Origin of the sequence: Thalassotalea fonticola, assembly GCF_032911225.1 — a bacterium.
In the GTDB taxonomy this organism is placed as follows: domain Bacteria; phylum Pseudomonadota; class Gammaproteobacteria; order Enterobacterales; family Alteromonadaceae; genus Thalassotalea_A; species Thalassotalea_A fonticola.
On record NZ_CP136600.1, the window covers coordinates 3,682,544 to 3,699,739 of the forward strand.

Consider the following 17,196-nt stretch of genomic DNA (forward strand, 5'->3'; position numbering starts at 1 on the left):
GTGTGGCTATTTTGTATGAATGCGTACAACAAGGTCACTTAAGTTTAATCACTCAAAGTCATTAATGGTGTGCCAGTCATTTCACTCGGTTGTTCCATTGCCATAAGGTGTAGCAAGGTAGGTGATATGTCACTTAATGCGCCTGTTTTAGCAACCGTTGCATTTCGGCCAACATAAATTAATGGTACTGGCTCACAAGTGTGGGCAGTATGAGCTTGTCCACTGGCGGCATTTACCATCATCTCAGCATTACCATGATCGGCAGTAATCAAACATTCACCGCCGTTGCGTTTTAGTGCTGCAACGACTCTACCAATAGAATGGTCGACAGCTTCACAGGCTTTAACCGCGGCATCAAATTTTCCAGTATGACCGACCATGTCACCATTTGGATAATTACAAACGATTAAGTCATGTTCACCACTATCGATTGCCGCAACAAGTTTATCGGTAAGTAATGTTGAATTCATTTCTGGTTGTAGGTCGTAAGTAGCTACTTGTGGAGAAGGGATTAAAATTCGCTCTTCGCCATTAAAGGTATCTTCTTTACCGCCACTGAAGAAAAACGTTACATGAGCATATTTTTCTGTTTCAGATATACGTAATTGGGTTTTGTCATGTTTTTCTAACCATTCTCCCATCACATTGTGTAATGGTTCTGGTGGGAAAGCTGCTGGCGCATCTATATCTGCAGCGTATTGAGTAAGCATGACAAACTCAGCGAGTTTTGGTTGTGCTTTGCGTTCAAAACCAGAAAAGTCAGCTTCAGTAAAGCAACGGCTGAATTGTCTAGCTCTATCAGCTCTAAAGTTCATAAAAATTAGCGAGTCACCATCGTTTACAGAAATCGCATTACCATTGACATCTGGAATATTTGTAGCAGATACAAATTCATCGTTTTCATCTCGGTCATACGCAGCTTTTAGCCCAGCAACTGCAGATTCTGCTGTAAATAGTGATTCGCCGCTTACTAATAAGTTGTAAGCTGCTTCAACACGATCCCAACGTTGGTCTCTGTCCATAGCAAAATATCGACCAATAATAGACGCGACTTGTCCATTACCTAACTCGGAAAATTTTTGTTCAGCTTTTTTCAGTGCGGACTCTGCACTACGTGGCGGTGTATCTCGGCCATCTAAAAATGCATGTAAATAAACTTTATTTGCCCCGCGCTCTTTTGCCATATCTAATAAAGCAAGAATATGATCATCATGACTGTGCACGCCGCCTGGCGACATCAAACCAAATACATGTACTGCTTTGTCGTTTGCTACGGCTTTATCAACCGCACCTGTAAGAACTTGGTTTTGGCTAAATTCACCTGTTTCAATGGCTTTAGTAATGCGAGTGAAATCTTGATAAACAATTCGGCCTGCGCCTAAATTTACATGGCCAACTTCTGAGTTACCCATTTGACCGTCAGGTAAACCTACCGCCATACCTGAGGTTTCAATTAACATGCTCGGGCAATTTTTCATTAAATCATCAATTACAGGTGTATTGGCATGAAAAATGGCATTTGAATTGCGATTTTCACGATATCCCCAACCGTCGAGAATTAATAACACCATAGATTTTTTGTTGTTCATGAGATTGCCCTGTTAATGCAGTAATGAAATTTATCTGGATAAGGCTCTAATACTATTAAATATCAGCCCTCAGGGCTATAGTTGAGAGCAAATCAATGAGTATTTTTTTAATTAACTGGCATCTTAATGCTCAAAAGGTATACTTGTCCCCTTTAAATGGGTGTGCAGGATGTCTGTTTTACGCCAAAAGTAAATGTATATCGATAAGTTGAAATTGATATTAAGCATAGAGTAAATAGTAGTATGGAACAATACATTGAATTTGCTGGAAATAATCCAGTATTAAGTATGGCGTGGTTGGCAATTGTAACTATGTTGTTGGTAATTACCATCAAAAGTAAGTTGTCTAAAATTAAAGAAATTAATAACCAGCAGCTAACCTTATTGGTTAACCGTGAAAATGGTGTAATTGTTGATATTCGCAGTGATAGTGATTTTAAAAAGGGCCACATTATTGGTTCAAAGCAAGTATCAATTGAAAAAATTACCAACAATGAGCTTACAAGCCTTGAAAAAGAAAAAGCTAATCCCATTATAGTTGTATGTGCTGCTGGAATGAGTGCTAGCAAAGCCGCAAGTAATCTGGCTAAATCGGGTTTCGAACAGGTAAGCATTCTAAAAGGTGGTTTTGCCGCATGGCAAGGCGCTAATTTACCAGTAGCTAAATAGCTCGTTTCAAGTAAGGCAAACTGATGGCAAATGTTGTTATATACACCCGAATGACTTGCGGCTTTTGTGTTAGAGCTAAGTCTATTTTTACACAAAAGAACGTTGACTTCGAAGAGATAAGCATCGATTTACATCCAGAAAAACGTGCCGAAATGATTCAACGCAGTAATGGCGGTATGACAGTTCCACAAATTTTCATTGACGATCAGGTTATTGGTGGCTGTGATGATTTAATGGACCTTCATTATTCACAAAAATTAGATGCGTTATTAATAAATTAATAAGTTAGAACAGCTGTTCAGCAGCGATATTTAATCAAATTAGGAAGTACAGAATATGTCTGAAGAAAACCAAAATCCAGCGACAAATGGCGCTGATGAGCAACAAGCACAACCACAATTTGCTATTCAACGCATTTTTACAAAAGATGTTTCTTTTGAATCTCCAGCAGGCCCTGCTATTTTTCAAAAAGAATGGCAACCAGAGATCAAATTAGATCTTGATACACGTTCTAACAAATTAGCAGAAGGTACGTTTGAAGTAGTGCTTGCGTTAACTGTTACTGCTAACTTAGGCGAAGAAGTTGCATTTTTATGTGAAGTTCAACAAGCGGGTATTTTCACTATTGGTAATATGCCTGAGCAACAAGTTGCACATACACTAGGTTCTTTTTGTCCTAATACGTTATTCCCTTACGCTCGTGAAGTTGTTAGTAGCTTAGTTTCGCGTGGTACTTTCCCGCAGTTAAACTTAGCACCGGTTAACTTTGACGCACTATTTGCATCATACGTACAAAAGCGTGCTGCAGAAGCTCAAGCAGCTCAAGGTGATTCAGCGCAACAATTAGACGCATAATTTATGTCAGTATCAGCTGATATTAGTGTAATTGGAGCAGGGTCGTACGGCACTGCTTTAGCTTTTTGTCTTGCACGTAATACTCATAAAACTCTTTTATGGGGCAGAAGTGCTGAGCATGTAACGGCTATGTCTGCTGCACGCTGTAATGAAAAATACCTTCCGGGCTTTATCTTTCCCGATTCTCTATTTTTAGAGGCTGATATTGAAACTGCTGTTAAGGCGAGCACTAATATTTTATTAGTGGTGCCAAGTCATGCCTTTGTCGATATGTTAAAACAAATTAAACCATTTTTGACTAGCGAACATAAAATTGCCTGGGCGACTAAGGGGTTAGATCCGCAAGAGGGTCGACTTCTGCAAGATGTTGCGGCTGAAATTCTCGGTGACAGGGTAAGTCTGGCGGTATTATCTGGACCAACGTTTGCTAAAGAAATGGCAGCCGGTCTACCAACGGCAATCTCACTTGCATCTACCGATGACGCTTTTGCTGATGTCTTGTCTGATTTACTGCATTGTGAAAGAACTTTTCGAGTTTATAAAAATGACGACTTCATAGGTGTTCAGCTTGGTGGTGCGGTTAAAAATGTGATCGCCATAGGTGCCGGTATTGCAGATGGCATAGGCTTTGGAGCTAATGCTCGTACAGCACTTATTACTCGTGGTTTAGCTGAAATGTCTCGTTTAGGCGCTGCTGTAGGGGCTGAGGCCTCTACTTTTATGGGCATGGCCGGCTTAGGTGATTTAGTCTTAACTTGTACGGATAATCAGTCTCGAAATCGACGTTTTGGCTTAGCACTTGGCGGTGGCGATACAGTTGAAAATGCCATTGAAAATATTGGTCAAGTCGTTGAAGGTTATCGCAATACTAAAGAAGTACACATGTTAGCCAAGCGTCATAATGTTGAGATGCCGATAGTGGAGCAAATTTACCAAGTGTTATATCAAGGTAAACCAGCCCAAGATGCTGCAATAGCATTATTAGGTCGAGATAGAAAAAGCGAGTAATATTTTATCAGCTATTATCAATTAAAAAACGTCCAATTGGACGTTTTTTTATATATGTTTTTTAACTTTAGAAACGAGAAACGAGAAACGAGAAACGAGAAATTTAAACCGCGCCTTTAAAGCCAAACTGACGCCAAGATTCATAAACAATAACAGATACTGAATTAGCTAAATTCATACTTCTCGAGTTTTCAACCATTGGGATACGAATTTTGTGTTCATCCGGGATCAAGTCTCTTACTGAATCAGGTAAGCCACGGGTTTCAGCGCCAAAGATAATATAATCACCTTCTGCAAAGCTTACATCACCATGAAAACGTGTTGCCTTAGTGGTTGAGGCAAAAATGCGTTTCGGTTGTTCATTTTTGATAAACTCGCTGTAATTCTTATGAAGCTTTAAGTTCGCAAATTCATGATAGTCTAAACCGGCACGTCGCAGCTTTTTATCATCGATATCAAAGGCTAACGGTTCTATTAAGTGTAAGCGAAAGCCACTATTGGCACATAAGCGGATAATCGCTCCGGTATTTTGTGGAATTTCGGGCTCAAAAAGAACAATATCTAACATAAGTAAGTCGCAAAATAATTATTTAAAATTTATAAACTGATTATACAATGAGTTATTCACCTTACCAATCTATATGATGTAAAATACGATTAATTGTAGCCTTTAAGTCTAGAGATCCTCCGTTAATGCAAAACAAAGATTATGAAAGTTTAGTTAAGTTAGCCAGCAAAGCAGCGGTTACTGTGGCATTTATATTGGTAACGACTAAAATTTATGCTTGGTGGATTTCAAATTCAGCTGCAATGCTGGCCTCTGCAACCGATTCCTTACTAGATGTGTTTGCTTCTTTAACCAGCTTTATAATTTTACGTTTTTCGTTAGCGCCCGCAGATGAAGAGCATAAGTTTGGTCATGGTAAAGCAGAAAATCTGGCGGCACTAATGCAATCGTCATTTGTATTGGGGTCGGCAATATTGTTGATATTTCATGGCATCGAACGTGTGCTCAATCCTAGCCCAATTGAGCACAGTAACGTAGCAATTGGCGTTAGTATTTTAGCTATTTTATTAACATTAGCATTAGTCCTTTTACAAAAATACGTTATAACCCGCACAAAATCGGTTGCTATAGCCGCTGACTCTTTACACTACCAAAGTGATTTATTTTTAAACTTGGGAGTGATTATTGCCTTAGTGTTAAGCCAATTTAATATGGTTTATGCCGATGGTATTTTTACTATATTAGTCGGTGTGTTTCTAATTGTTGGTGCGATACAAATTATCTACCACAGCGTGCATGACCTGATGGATAAAGAGCTGGATGACAGTGATTTAGTTGTAATTAAAGATATAATTAACGCTAACACTGATGCACTTGGTTTTCATGAATTAAGAACTCGCCAAGCGGGTAAAATGAAGTTTATTCAATTTCATTTAGAATTGCCCGACCAATTGGTTTTAGTTGAGGCGCATAAAATAGCCGATCAAATAGAGCAAGCTCTACTGGCGCGTTTTGAGCATACTGAAGTGCTTATCCACCAAGATCCACATTCAGTAGTGCCTAGTGAGTTATCACGTCAAAAAGCATAGTTAATCAGCACTCAGTATTTGAGTGCTGCTTAGCTCGAGTTCAGGTTGGTTATTCGTGGCTGTGTTGATTAAACCAAATCAATGTCTGGTTTAATGCTTCATTGCGGATTTCATCAATTTCAAATAATAACTCATGCAGGGCATTGTTTAAAACCGTAGGTTGCCCATTCGGACAGGATTGCGAGTGTAGAGCATGTAATTGCTGACAAAACTGGTTTTGTTTAGCATTACTTACCACAGTGTCGTTTTCGGCTTGCAAAACTAGAGTTGGCGTTTTAATTCTAGCTAAATTCTCAAAAATTAAAGCTTCAGCTGCTACCGCACTATTTAACCAAGCCCATGTTACGCCGCCAAGTTTTAATTGCGGAAACTGTTGGTAGGTTTGTTTAAATAGCTGAAAACGAATTTCTGACTGCATTAAGTCATTATCTTTAAAGAATTTTTCTTTATAAGGGCCATGACCAAAAAAATATGCCGATTGCTCACTAAATAAGTCATCAATAAAATGGCTGGTTTTAATAAACGGTCTACCAAACCAGTCAGGAATAGAGCCACCATTTACTGAAATCATCGGTGAAGATAGCACCACTGCATTAAATGTTTGCGGAAACTGTTGTATATATCGAGCAGCTATTGTTCCGCCCATAGAATGAGCCAAAAGAAACATGTCATTACTACATTTTGGTTTAACAATATCACTCAACCATTGATGCATATCGAGTACGTAATCATTAAAATCTTTGACAAAACCTTTATCTCTATCAAGCAGCTCTCGCTCTGACAGGCCTTGTCCCCGGTGATCTATCATCGCAACGTTATAGCCATTACTTGCTAGATCAAAGGCAATTTCTTTGTATTTTAAATAACCTTCAGAACGGCCTTGAGCGACGACTATGCATTGAGTATTTTCAGGTTTGAAAAACAAAGCGTAATGAATATCAAGTTGATCATAACTTTTAAAGCTTGAGAATTCACCTCGTTGCCAAAACTCTTCAATAGTCGGTTGTTTGGCAATTAATTCGTACTCTTGGGTTAATTGAAATGGAGTGGCCATTGCCTGGATATTTCCTAACAGGGTAGTGATGATTAAAATAACAATTATACGCATTGATTAACCCATTTTAATAGGGTAACACCCTAGGTATATTTCAATCTAAGTTAGCTACTAGGATAAGGCAATTTGATGGTAACTTTCAATCCCGGAAATTCATCATTTTCACTAGCGGCTTGTGCAAAAATTTTACCGTTGTGAGTATCAACAGCACGACTTGCAATTGCTAGTCCTAAACCCGTGCCGCCACTTACTCTGTCTCTAGCTTGAGCTGTACGATAAAAAGGTTTAAATATGTTCTCTAATTGCTCTTCTGGAACACCCTTGCCTTGATCGCTTATGGTGAAAATTACTATATCTTGTTTTATGATTAAAGAGATTTCTATACTTGTTGATTTAGGGCTGTAGCGAATGGCATTATTGAATAAGTTTTCAATTGCACTGGATAATAATTGCTGATCTCCTAATACGGAGATTGGCTCAGGGTTAATAAAGTTCACCGTTAGCTGTTTGTCTTTTAACACATATTCAGCATCGTTGATAATGTTGCTAATTAATACATTTATATTAACGGGTTGAAGATTAATTTGGTGTAATTGATTTTCTATTCTCGATAATTGTAAGGCTTGGGCAATCATGCTGTCCAAACGATCAATTTCCACTTTAAAGCGATCGAAGTATTTAGCGAGTTCTTCTGGCTTATTGTCGACTTTATTCGCTAAAGACAAAGCTAGTTGTAAACGGGTAAGCGGTGACCTTAATTCATGCGAAACATCACCGAGCAAACGTTGTTGTGCGCATATCGAGCTTTCTAGGTGTTCAGCCATGCCATTAAAGGCTTGTCCTAAACGGCCAACCTCATCATTGCGTTGATTAAATTCTGGTAGTCTTGTAGCTAAATCACCTGAACCAAAGCGATGACTTGCCTGTGTTAACTTATTTAACGGTCGGATTAAATACCATGATAATAGCCAAGTTAATCCGCCGGTTATTGTTAATATGGTAAACACACGAAGCCAGATCGGCATTACATAGATAAAACCCACGAAATCTTTCGGGCGATTATGCTTACCAATAAATAAGTTAAACTGCTGTTGCTCAAGAGTAACTTGAATGGGGCCTACTAACTCATAACCTCTTAAGTTTGTTACTACAGCTTGGGTAAATTGCTGTTGTTCAATGGCTTGAAAAACTTCAGGCTTTGCAAGTTTAGCGTTAGTGAAAATTTTGTTGGTCGTGTGAGATTTAAGCCATATATCTTTAGGTAATCGCCTATCTTTATTGGCAAGAAGCCTTAGGATATTTAATTTCGGCTTTTTAGATAAGGCTTTAATACGATTACTAGTTTTATCAATTTGTTGTTGCTGGAAGGGGGTTATAGCCGATACGCGATCTAAATCAATAAATTGAAGTGAGATCCAGCGCGTGATAAACATTGCTGATAGAGCAATAATCCAGAATCCTAAAAAGACTTTTAATGTTAATGAGCTAAAGAGCTTTTTAAACCCCATTCTCATCACCACTCATAAAAACATAACCTACACCGCGAATAGTTTTGATCTTATCTAATTCAGCATGAACTTGCAGTTTTTTACGAATGTTTGAAATGTGCATATCAATACTTCTATCATAAGCACTTAAAGGCCGCCCCAATATTTGTTCAGAAAGCTGTTCTTTTGACACTATAGTATCTAAGTTTTCCATTAATAAGTGCAGCATTTCAAACTCGGTACCAGTAAGTAGCAGTAACTGGTTGTGACAAAAGACTTCTCTACTCGCACCTTTTATTAATACCTGATTATGTTCAAGTGTAACGGCTTTATCTTTATTTTGAATAATCTCTATGCGACGTAAAATTGCTTTAATGCGAGCGAGTAATTCACTTGGGTTATAGGGTTTAGGCAAATAGTCATCGGCGCCGAGCTCTAAGCCCAACACCCTGTCAGTATCATCGCCCTTTGCGGTAAGCATTAGTATTGGCGTATGGTGTTTGTCGCCCAGTGCTTTGAGCAATTCGAAACCATTTAAACCTGGCAACATCACATCGAGTAAAATTAAGCTGTATTTTTCAGTTCTCGCTTTCTCTAGGCCACTAATGCCATCAAAAGCGCTACTTACTTGATAACCTTCGCTTGCTAAAAACTCAGTCAGTAACTCGACCAATTCTTGGTCATCGTCTATTAGCAATAATTGTTTATCAGTCATGAGCTTAAATTCTATAATTTATAAGATTAAATTCATCATAACGATTTAATTGATATTCGTCACGACTTTACCCAATATTTACGCAAGCTTTGCGCATCTTTGCATTGTTATTGGCTATTATATTTATAATCGCTATATTGCAGTGAGATTAGAAAGTTATACTTTCAATTGTAGCGAGTATTTATACTTTAAATAAGGAATTAACAAGATGACTAAGCAATTATCAAAAATCGTACTACTGATTTGTACAATAGGCGCGTTAAGCTTCAATGTCTTGGCAAAAGATCAGGGTGGCCCTCATCGAGGAATTGATAAAAGGGATGATATGCACAGGGTAATGAGTAAACTTGATTTAACTGACCAGCAAAAACAGCAAGTTAAAGATATACAGTCAGCTAAAAAAGAACAAATGCAGACTTTAATGGCTAAACAAGGCGACAAAAAAGCAAGTCGAGATGAGTTCACCGCGTTAATTCAAGCTGAAGAGTTTGATGAAAATGCATTTATGTTATTGCAGCAAAAAAAGTCTGAACAGCAAGCACAAGCTAGTTTGATTTCAGCTAAGAGCATGCATCAAATGTATCAATTGTTAACTGCTGAGCAAAAACAACAATTAACTGAACTGAAACAACAGCACATGGAAAAAAGGCAGTTGAAGAAAGAGAAAATGAAGCAAAAAAAGCAGAAAAAAAATAACCAAAAAGATAAATCCGAAGGTTAATTTATATTAAGCTAACTGTTGTTCTAATACTTGCATAATATCAACAACATCAGTTTTAGATTTAATTTGATTCAATGCTTGTAAAACCAGCTGTTTGCTCGAGCCTGAAAATGCCGAATTAATTAAATCTTCAATGAGTTCGGCCTGTGTTTGATTCGCACTTACTTTTGCAGAATAAACATGGGCTCTCATACTTTCATCACGCTCGACCAAGCCCTTATTAAACATAATTTGCAGTATTTTTAATACCGTGGTGTAACCGCTATTTTGTTTTTTAGAGACAGTTTCATGCACTTGACGAACGGTTGCTGGGCCAATTTCCCATAGGGTTGCCAGTAAATTGAGTTCTGCTGATGTTGGTTTTTTGGTGGCAGTAATAATAGTCATTTTCAGCTCTTATTTTTTTTGTTCTTTAGACTATTTAATGTAGTATGTTTTTTAATCACTATCAATATTTTGAGTAGGAATAATTGATTATTCAATGTCAGGATTGAGTCTTGTTAACAGTTTATGCAATTTCGCCCCCATCTCTCGTACCTGATTATGCTTAATTTCATCAATAAGCTTTCCTTGCTCAAATGCTGAATAGGCATGTGCAATTGCTATTTGTTTGGGAAGCACGGTAACGTCAATATTGCTAAATAGCATGCGCAGTGTAACTAACCCGCGTAAGCCACCTAAAGCCGCCGGAGATGCGGCCATTATTGTTGCGTATTTTCCTTGGAATGCACTTAACGGCACTTCATCAGGAGTGTTTGCTCTTGAGGCCCAAGTTATGGCATTAATTAGTAACGGGCTGCATGAACTATTATATTCCGGAGAAGCGATTAATAACGCATCATGTTCGCTAACAAGCTTTTTAAATTGCTGAGCAATTTCAGGCATACCTTGCTCAGTTTCATCATCTTGGTTGAAAATAGGCATAGGAAAATTTTTCAAGTTTATAACCGTCACCTCTGCACCATCGGCTTGTGCACCTCTTGCAGCAATTGACACTAATTGCTGGTTAAAAGAGTTTTTTCGAGCGCTGCCTGAAAACGCTAATATCTTACTCATAATTAATATCAACTAATAAAAATTTAGGGTAAATATTACAATAGGACAGAGATTTAAACTTTGCCAGTATTTGTTTTAATAGACTGTGGTTGTTTTTTTAAAGCATTAATTATCAGTTGGTTAGCTTGATGGTTTGAGCGATATTGAATGCGGTACGTTCAATGTTAGTTGCGCCATTAGCTAATGCATCAGCTAAATTACCGGGCTCTGACAAAATCGGAAATACTGCGTCTATGCCATGTTGAAGTACTATTTCATAATCAGCGCTAACTGAGCCTGCAATTGCGATAACAGGGCAGTTATTGTTTGTTGCTACTTTAGCTACACCTATCGGGGTTTTGCCAAATACTGTCTGGCTATCAATTCGACCTTCACCGGTTATTACAACGTCAGCACCTTTAACTTGCTCATTTAATGCCAAAGTATTAATGACAAGCTCGACACCCGATTGCAACGTTGCATTACAAATTGCTAGTAAACTTGCTGCCATGCCTCCTGCGGCGCCAGCACCGGAAAAATTAATTATGTTCTTGCCTGTTAAGGCTTCCAGCTTTTGACCAAAATGTAATAAATTAGCATCCAGTAAAGCAATATCTTGCTTTGATGCGCCTTTTTGGGGGCCAAAAACTGCGCTAGCTCCGGTGACACCACATAAAGGATTTGTAACATCACAAGCAACTTGAAAACTTGCCTTGCTTAATTTTGGATGCAACGCGCTTACGTCTATATTGCTGACTGAATGAAGGTGGGCTCCACCTGGCGGTAATGCATCGCCATTCCTATCGGTTAACATAGCACCAAGCGCGGTTAACATCCCGGCACCACCATCATTGGTCGCACTACCTCCAAGCCCTATGATAAACTTACTAATGCCCTTTTCTAGGGCGTCGATAATAAGTTGACCAGTACCAAAGCTGCAAGTAAATTTGGCATCTTTATTATCTTCATTGAGCAGGTGTAAACCCGATGCTGCAGCCATCTCTATAACTGCGGTTTTACCATCACCCATTATGCCGTAGAAACTGTCCACAGTGGCATGTAAGGGGCCTTTTACTGAAGTATGCACAATCTTACCGTTGGTGGCATCAATAAGCGCTTGTACTGTTCCTTCTCCGCCATCGGCCATTGGTACTTTAATGTACTGGGCGTCAGAAAAAACTCGCTTAAACCCAGATTCAATGGCATTGGCAACTTCTAACGCCGTTAAGCTTTCTTTAAATGAATCTGGGGCAATAACGATCTTCAAAGCAGCCTCTATTTTTTAGCCTTGGCAAACGCATCAGCAAAGGCATTACCCATCATGCTGTTTTGCGGCTGTTGCTGTGGCTTTTTCTTGGCAGCATGATTCTTACCTGCTTGCTGTTTTGGTTTGTTATGTTGCTTGGCTTTTGGTTGGTTATTGGTATTCGCCACTTCCTCAAGTCGCATGGTCAGGCTAATGCGTTTTCTGCTTGGATCAACCTCTAATACTTTCACTTTTACAATATCACCAGCTTTAACTATTTCACGCGGGTCGCTAACAAACTTATTGGTTAACGATGAAATATGCACTAAACCATCTTGATGGACGCCAATGTCAACAAAAGCACCAAAGTTGGTCACATTTGAAATAACCCCTTCAAGAGTCATATTAAGTTCAAGGTCGTTAATGGTATTCACACCTTCTTTGAAGGAAGCTGTTTTAAATTCTGGGCGAGGATCTCGACCTGGTTTGTCCAACTCACTGATAATATCTTTAACTGTAGGTAAGCCAAATTGGTCATTGGTAAACTCTTGTGCGGATAAATTACTTAATAAGTTCGAATCGCCAATCAAGTCATTAATTCCTACTGCAGACTTAGCAATAATACTTTCCACAACACTGTAACTTTCTGGATGCACGCCTGAGCTGTCGAGTAGGTTTTTGCCGTTATTAATACGTAAAAAGCCTGCTGCTTGTTCAAATGCTTTTGGGCCTAGGCGAGCAACCTTTTTTAGTTCACTGCGTTTTTCAAAGCGGCCATTTTGTTCACGGTATTGCACAATATTTTGAGCCATGGTTTTAGATAAACCTGATACGCGATTTAACAGTGGCACTGATGCAATGTTAAGATCTACACCGACGGCGTTTACACAATCTTCTACTACGCCATCTAGAGTTTTACTTAACTGACTTTGGCTCACATCATGTTGATATTGTCCCACACCAATGGCTTTAGCCTCAATTTTTACCAGTTCAGCCAATGGATCTTGTAAACGACGACCAATGGATACAGCACCACGCAATGACACATCTAAGTCTGGAAACTCGTTTGCGGCAAATTCCGAGGCAGAGTAAATGCTGGCGCCAGCTTCTGAAACAATAATTTTATTTGGTTTATTGCCTGCAAGTTTGGCGATTGCTTCACCGGCAAGTTTATCGGTTTCACGTGAGCCTGTGCCATTACCTATGGCAATAAGTTCAACCTTGTACTGCTGCACTAAAGTCGAAATTGTGCGTAATGATTTTTCCCAATGTTTTTGTGGCTCATGGGGATAAATGGTGGTGGTATAGAGTAATTTCGACGTAGCATCGACGATTGCAATTTTACAACCCGTGCGAATGCCAGGGTCAATGCCCATAGTCACTTTTGCGCCGCCTGGTGCTGCCATTAATAAATCGTTTAAATTATCGGCGAAAACTTTTATCGCCGCTGTTTCCGCGCGTTCACGCATTGCGGTTAATAACTCGTTTTCAAGCGATAGCGCAAGCTTTACTCGCCAGGTTAAACGCACAACTTTGTTAAGCCATTGTGCTGCTGGTTGACTGGATAAACGTAAGCTGAAATGATCGCGGATAATTTGTTCACAACTTGATTCGGCATTTTTTTCAAAGCCAGGATCTACATCTAGATTTAACTGTAATAAGCCCTCGTTACGGCCTCTAAGCATAGCTAAACCGCGGTGTGATGGAACTTTAGCGAGCATTTCCGAATGTTCAAAATAATCTTTGAATTTTTGTGCGGTTTTTTCTTTGCCCTTAACTACATTACTGGTTAAATAGGCCTGTTTAATAAGATGCTTACGCAACTTTTGTATCAATGCTGCGTTTTCACTTAAACGCTCCATTAATATATAACAAGCGCCTTCTAATACTGATTTGGTGTCATTGAATTTGGCATCAGTGTTGATATATTCGCTAGCCGCTTGTTCCGGTTCTAATGACCAATTTTGGTAAAGCTTGTTTGCTAAAGGTTCAAGGCCAGCTTCTATGGCAATTTGCCCTTTAGTTCTGCGTTTAGGGCGATAGGGAAGATATAAATCTTCTAATTCAGTTTTATTATCAACACTAATGATTTGTTGTTTTAAAGAGTCGCTTAACTTGCCCTGTTCTTTGATGTTTTTTAACACCAGTTGCTTGCGCTCATCTAATTCGCGCAAGTAGCTTAAACGTTGTTCTAAATGACGTAAATGATTGTCATCTAGGCCTTGGGTGGCTTCTTTACGATAACGGGCAATAAATGGCACGGTAGAGCCATCATCAAGCAATGAAATTGCAGCATTAATTTGGGTTTCTTTAACGTTTAGCTCTGCGGCAATTTGCTGCGAAATATTTATCATTACTCAATAATCCTGATTTTAATTTCCGTGCTAGCCTGCATTTTGCAATCGCACGGGTATATACTGTAGTTCTGGAGAAAATTATATCCTCCTAGAGCAGTGAATTTGCCAAAAATTTTCTAATTGTTACTAAAAAACTCCTCGGCGATAGTGATTATACAGTATTAGCCTGATTAAATTTAAGAAGTTTACGTTGTGAAAACAAAATTAATAACCCGTGAAGGCTATCAAAAACTGCAAAAAGAGGAAGATTATCTTTGGCGGGTAAAACGTCCTGAAATTACTAAAATTGTATCTTGGGCTGCAAGCCTTGGCGATAGATCGGAAAATGCCGATTATCATTTTAATAAACGCGTGCTTCGCCAAATAGACAGTCGCGTGCGTTTTCTGCGTAAACTTTTACCAGATTTAAAAATTGTTGATTATTCGCCACAGCAAGACGGCAAAGTATTTTTCGGTGCCCGCGTAGAAATAGAAAATGAAAATGGTGATAAAAAAGAGTTTCGTATTGTTGGGCCGGAAGAAATATATGGTGAAGCGAAAGATTATATTTCTATCGACTCGCCTATGGCACGGGCATTACTAAAAAAAGAAGTAGATGATGAAGTTGAAGTCATTACTCCTGATGGACCGGTTACTTGGTATATCAATAAAATTGGCTATCAAAAATAGGTTTTTGCTAAACCTAAGGATAAACATTGCTTATATCATTCATAACTTGTAACAATCTAGCTTGCCTAATTTAGTTATTAGTTTTTGAAAAACAACAAAATTAGCTTATAGTCGATATTATATTAATTAGTAACATTAAGTGATAGAGGGTCATATGGGACAGGAAACCCCGAAAATATTAGTCGTTGATGATGATATGCGTTTACGCGCATTGTTAGAGCGCTATTTAGTTGAGCAGGGCTTTGTTGTTAGAAGCGCAGCTAATTCTGAACAAATGGATAGGTTAATAGAACGTGAAAATTTTCACTTGCTCGTTCTTGATTTAATGTTACCTGGTGAAGATGGTTTATCTATTTGCCGTCGTCTACGCCAAGAAGAAAATCAAATCCCAATTATTATGCTAACTGCAAAAGGTGATGAAGTAGATCGTATTATCGGTTTAGAACTTGGCGCCGATGATTACATGCCTAAACCTTTTAACCCGCGTGAATTACTCGCTCGTGTGAAAGCGGTATTACGACGTAAAACTCAAGAGGCTCCGGGTGCCCCGTCACTGGAAGAAGAAGTTATTGAGTTTGGTGAATTTTCCCTAAACTTAGCAACTAGAGAAATGTCTAAGGGTGATCTGTCTATGCCACTTACCAGTGGCGAATTTGCTGTATTAAAGGCGTTAATCACCCACCCAAGAGAGCCATTGTCTCGTGATAAATTGATGAACTTAGCTCGTGGTAGAGATTATTCTGCGCTCGAGCGCAGTATTGATGTACAAGTTTCACGTTTACGCCGTATGCTTGAACAAGATCCGGCTAATCCTCGTTATATTCAAACTGTTTGGGGACTTGGTTATGTGTTTGTACCCGATGGAAGTAGAGTTGCTTAACTAATCTGATCACAAATGAAAATATTACCACGTAGTGCTTTCGGCCAAACCGTATTGTTGATAGGTTTTTTGTTATTAATAAACCAGGTAGTGTCATATTTATCGGTTGCCATTTACGTTATTAAGCCTAATCTAGAGCAAATAAATCAGCTGCTTGCCAAGCAAGTTAAAGTGGTATTTATCGATGGCGGTAATTCTAAGTTTAACCCTCAATTAGCCGAAGCGTTTCATCAAGAAACAGGCATTGGTGTGTATCGGGAGCGAGACGCTTTAATGTTAGGCTTGGCTGAGGCTTCATATTATCCTTATTTGTCTATGCAAATGAGTGAGTTACTCGAAGGTGAAGCAGAAGTTCGGATCTCTCAAGGTGATGAATATTTGTTCTGGATCAGGCCGCCACAAGCACCAAGCTTGTGGGTAAAAATTCCTTTGCATGGTTTAGATGAAGCCAGTTTTTATCCATTAATTTTTTATCTTGTTTTGATTGGTGTGTTAAGTGTCGCCGGGGGCTGGTTATTCATTAGACAATTAAACCGCCCGTTAAAAGCGTTACAAAAAGCCGCTATCGACGTGGGTAAAGGACAGTTTCCTGACCCACTGAAAGAACAAGGTTCAACAGAAGTTACCGCCGTAACGAGAGCCTTTAATCATATGTCAAAAGGGATAAAACAATTAGAGGCTGATCGTAGTTTACTAATGGCCGGTATATCTCATGACTTACGTACTCCGCTAACACGCATTCGTCTTGCCAGCGAAATGATGAGCGAAGATGAAGATTATTTAAAAGAGGGTATTGAAAAAGATATTGACGATATGAATGCCATCATTGATCAATTCATAGATTACATTCGTCATGACATGATGGATAAAACACAACCAATCGAACTCAACCAGATGATAAAAGATGTGGTTGAACTTGAAAGCGGTGATGGTACAAATATTCACCTGCAACTTGGCCCAAATACTGAAATTCCGATGGTTTATGCGGCAATGAAGCGAGTCTTGGCCAATTTAATTCAAAATGCATTTAAATATTCTAACAACGATATTGAAATCAGCAGCGGTATTAACCAAGAAACCAATAGAGCTTATTTCAGCGTTGCAGATAATGGCCCTGGCATTAGCGATAGTGAAATAGAACGTTTATTTCAGCCCTTTACTCAAGGTGATACGGCAAGAGGCACAGAAGGCAGTGGCTTGGGCCTTGCCATTATAAAGCGAATTGTTGATGGGCATGGCGGCAGAGTTACCTTGCAAAACCGCAGCAGTGGCGGCTTGATAGCTACGGTTGAATTACCAATAAATTAACCGGATT

At 39.0% G+C, this 17,196-nt stretch carries 18 protein-coding genes; 9 read left to right on the forward strand and 9 right to left on the reverse strand.

Features of this window, described 5'->3' with window-relative positions:
- Positions 1 to 44 precede the first annotated feature (44 nt).
- The gene (gpmI, locus tag RI844_RS14935; RefSeq protein WP_348395466.1) at positions 45 to 1,589 is read right to left on the reverse strand and encodes a 2,3-bisphosphoglycerate-independent phosphoglycerate mutase; all 1,545 of its coding nucleotides are present in this window, start codon (positions 1,587 to 1,589) and stop codon (positions 45 to 47) included.
- A 243-nt stretch (positions 1,590 to 1,832) separates the two neighbouring features.
- Between gpmI and RI844_RS14940 the strand changes: the two genes are divergently transcribed.
- From RI844_RS14940 to gpsA, 4 genes are read left to right on the forward strand one after another with little or no spacing between them, the layout of a single operon-like run.
- Complete coding sequence (locus RI844_RS14940; protein ID WP_348395467.1) at positions 1,833 to 2,258, forward strand: rhodanese-like domain-containing protein; 426 nt, start codon at positions 1,833 to 1,835, stop codon at positions 2,256 to 2,258.
- Between the two features lie 23 nt (positions 2,259 to 2,281).
- Positions 2,282 to 2,539, forward strand: a complete 258-nt coding sequence (grxC, locus tag RI844_RS14945) for a glutaredoxin 3 (protein ID WP_348395468.1) — start codon at positions 2,282 to 2,284, stop codon at positions 2,537 to 2,539.
- Positions 2,540 to 2,594: 55 nt separating this feature from the next.
- The gene (secB, locus tag RI844_RS14950; protein WP_348395469.1) at positions 2,595 to 3,113 is read left to right on the forward strand and encodes a protein-export chaperone SecB; all 519 of its coding nucleotides are present in this window, start codon (positions 2,595 to 2,597) and stop codon (positions 3,111 to 3,113) included.
- Between the two features lie 3 nt (positions 3,114 to 3,116).
- The gene (gene gpsA / locus RI844_RS14955) at positions 3,117 to 4,121 is read left to right on the forward strand and encodes an NAD(P)H-dependent glycerol-3-phosphate dehydrogenase (RefSeq protein WP_348395470.1); all 1,005 of its coding nucleotides are present in this window, start codon (positions 3,117 to 3,119) and stop codon (positions 4,119 to 4,121) included.
- Between the two features lie 103 nt (positions 4,122 to 4,224).
- On the opposite strand, the gene trmL is transcribed toward gpsA, so the two are convergent.
- A complete protein-coding gene (trmL, locus tag RI844_RS14960) occupies positions 4,225 to 4,689 on the reverse strand; it encodes a tRNA (uridine(34)/cytosine(34)/5-carboxymethylaminomethyluridine(34)-2'-O)-methyltransferase TrmL (RefSeq protein ID WP_348395471.1) in 465 nt (154 codons plus the stop codon).
- A gap of 125 nt (positions 4,690 to 4,814) precedes the next feature.
- On the opposite strand from trmL, the gene fieF reads away from it, so the two are divergent.
- Entirely contained in the window at positions 4,815 to 5,717 is a 903-nt protein-coding gene (fieF, locus tag RI844_RS14965; protein ID WP_348395472.1) for a cation efflux pump FieF, read from the forward strand.
- A gap of 49 nt (positions 5,718 to 5,766) precedes the next feature.
- Here the strand turns inward: fieF and RI844_RS14970 are convergent, their stop codons facing one another.
- The 3 genes from RI844_RS14970 to RI844_RS14980 are packed head-to-tail and all read right to left on the reverse strand — an operon-like array spanning position 5,767 to position 8,973.
- Positions 5,767 to 6,825 carry an alpha/beta fold hydrolase gene (locus RI844_RS14970; RefSeq protein ID WP_348395473.1) on the reverse strand — a complete coding sequence of 353 codons (1,059 nt, stop codon included), beginning with the start codon at positions 6,823 to 6,825 and terminating at the stop codon, positions 5,767 to 5,769.
- 50 nt (positions 6,826 to 6,875) lie between these two features.
- Positions 6,876 to 8,279, reverse strand: a complete 1,404-nt coding sequence (locus RI844_RS14975) for an ATP-binding protein (RefSeq protein ID WP_348395474.1) — start codon at positions 8,277 to 8,279, stop codon at positions 6,876 to 6,878.
- The gene (locus tag RI844_RS14980; protein WP_348395475.1) at positions 8,269 to 8,973 is read right to left on the reverse strand and encodes a response regulator transcription factor; all 705 of its coding nucleotides are present in this window, start codon (positions 8,971 to 8,973) and stop codon (positions 8,269 to 8,271) included. Before RI844_RS14980 ends, RI844_RS14975 begins: the two co-directional genes overlap by 11 nt.
- A 208-nt stretch (positions 8,974 to 9,181) precedes the next feature.
- On the opposite strand from RI844_RS14980, the gene RI844_RS14985 reads away from it, so the two are divergent.
- Positions 9,182 to 9,694 (forward strand): Spy/CpxP family protein refolding chaperone, encoded by a 513-nt coding sequence (locus tag RI844_RS14985; protein WP_348395476.1) that lies wholly within the window; start codon positions 9,182 to 9,184, stop codon positions 9,692 to 9,694.
- 6 nt (positions 9,695 to 9,700) lie between these two features.
- Here RI844_RS14985 and RI844_RS14990 read toward each other — a convergent pair whose 3' ends face one another.
- The 4 genes from RI844_RS14990 to RI844_RS15005 form a co-directional block, all read right to left on the reverse strand.
- Positions 9,701 to 10,081, reverse strand: coding sequence for a BlaI/MecI/CopY family transcriptional regulator (locus RI844_RS14990; RefSeq protein WP_348395477.1), 381 nt, complete (start codon positions 10,079 to 10,081; stop codon positions 9,701 to 9,703).
- An 87-nt stretch (positions 10,082 to 10,168) separates the two neighbouring features.
- The gene (locus RI844_RS14995; RefSeq protein WP_348395478.1) at positions 10,169 to 10,750 is read right to left on the reverse strand and encodes an NADPH-dependent FMN reductase; all 582 of its coding nucleotides are present in this window, start codon (positions 10,748 to 10,750) and stop codon (positions 10,169 to 10,171) included.
- A gap of 112 nt (positions 10,751 to 10,862) precedes the next feature.
- A complete protein-coding gene (locus RI844_RS15000) occupies positions 10,863 to 11,996 on the reverse strand; it encodes a glycerate kinase (protein WP_348395479.1) in 1,134 nt (377 codons plus the stop codon).
- A gap of 8 nt (positions 11,997 to 12,004) precedes the next feature.
- Positions 12,005 to 14,329 (reverse strand): Tex family protein, encoded by a 2,325-nt coding sequence (locus tag RI844_RS15005; protein ID WP_348395480.1) that lies wholly within the window; start codon positions 14,327 to 14,329, stop codon positions 12,005 to 12,007.
- Between the two features lie 195 nt (positions 14,330 to 14,524).
- Here RI844_RS15005 and greB point away from each other — a divergent pair, with 195 nt between their 5' ends.
- The 3 genes from greB to envZ all read left to right on the forward strand — a co-directional run bounded on the left by greB (position 14,525) and on the right by envZ (position 17,189).
- Entirely contained in the window at positions 14,525 to 15,001 is a 477-nt protein-coding gene (greB, locus tag RI844_RS15010) for a transcription elongation factor GreB (protein ID WP_348395481.1), read from the forward strand.
- Between the two features lie 154 nt (positions 15,002 to 15,155).
- Positions 15,156 to 15,881, forward strand: a complete 726-nt coding sequence (ompR, locus tag RI844_RS15015; protein WP_348395482.1) for an osmolarity response regulator transcription factor OmpR — start codon at positions 15,156 to 15,158, stop codon at positions 15,879 to 15,881.
- A 15-nt stretch (positions 15,882 to 15,896) separates the two neighbouring features.
- Positions 15,897 to 17,189 (forward strand): two-component system sensor histidine kinase EnvZ, encoded by a 1,293-nt coding sequence (gene envZ, locus RI844_RS15020; RefSeq protein ID WP_348395483.1) that lies wholly within the window; start codon positions 15,897 to 15,899, stop codon positions 17,187 to 17,189.
- Positions 17,190 to 17,196 lie beyond the last annotated feature (7 nt).

What these genes read in the sequence shown, in the direction of transcription:
- secB (WP_348395469.1), top strand. Translation starts at nt 2,595, where the DNA reads ATGTCTGAAGAAAACCAAAATCCAGCGACAAATGGCGCTGATGAGCAA.
- ompR (WP_348395482.1), top strand. Translation starts at nt 15,156, where the DNA reads ATGGGACAGGAAACCCCGAAAATATTAGTCGTTGATGATGATATGCGT.
- RI844_RS15005 (WP_348395480.1), bottom strand. Translation starts at nt 14,329, where the DNA reads ATGATAAATATTTCGCAGCAAATTGCCGCAGAGCTAAACGTTAAAGAA.
- RI844_RS14940 (WP_348395467.1), top strand. Translation starts at nt 1,833, where the DNA reads ATGGAACAATACATTGAATTTGCTGGAAATAATCCAGTATTAAGTATG.
- RI844_RS14985 (WP_348395476.1), top strand. Translation starts at nt 9,182, where the DNA reads ATGACTAAGCAATTATCAAAAATCGTACTACTGATTTGTACAATAGGC.
- fieF (WP_348395472.1), top strand. Translation starts at nt 4,815, where the DNA reads ATGCAAAACAAAGATTATGAAAGTTTAGTTAAGTTAGCCAGCAAAGCA.
- RI844_RS14970 (WP_348395473.1), bottom strand. Translation starts at nt 6,825, where the DNA reads ATGCGTATAATTGTTATTTTAATCATCACTACCCTGTTAGGAAATATC.
- RI844_RS14995 (WP_348395478.1), bottom strand. Translation starts at nt 10,750, where the DNA reads ATGAGTAAGATATTAGCGTTTTCAGGCAGCGCTCGAAAAAACTCTTTT.
- gpmI (WP_348395466.1), bottom strand. Translation starts at nt 1,589, where the DNA reads ATGAACAACAAAAAATCTATGGTGTTATTAATTCTCGACGGTTGGGGA.
- grxC (WP_348395468.1), top strand. Translation starts at nt 2,282, where the DNA reads ATGGCAAATGTTGTTATATACACCCGAATGACTTGCGGCTTTTGTGTT.
- RI844_RS14980 (WP_348395475.1), bottom strand. Translation starts at nt 8,973, where the DNA reads ATGACTGATAAACAATTATTGCTAATAGACGATGACCAAGAATTGGTC.
- RI844_RS14990 (WP_348395477.1), bottom strand. Translation starts at nt 10,081, where the DNA reads ATGACTATTATTACTGCCACCAAAAAACCAACATCAGCAGAACTCAAT.
- envZ (WP_348395483.1), top strand. Translation starts at nt 15,897, where the DNA reads ATGAAAATATTACCACGTAGTGCTTTCGGCCAAACCGTATTGTTGATA.
- gpsA (WP_348395470.1), top strand. Translation starts at nt 3,117, where the DNA reads ATGTCAGTATCAGCTGATATTAGTGTAATTGGAGCAGGGTCGTACGGC.
- trmL (WP_348395471.1), bottom strand. Translation starts at nt 4,689, where the DNA reads ATGTTAGATATTGTTCTTTTTGAGCCCGAAATTCCACAAAATACCGGA.
- RI844_RS14975 (WP_348395474.1), bottom strand. Translation starts at nt 8,279, where the DNA reads ATGGGGTTTAAAAAGCTCTTTAGCTCATTAACATTAAAAGTCTTTTTA.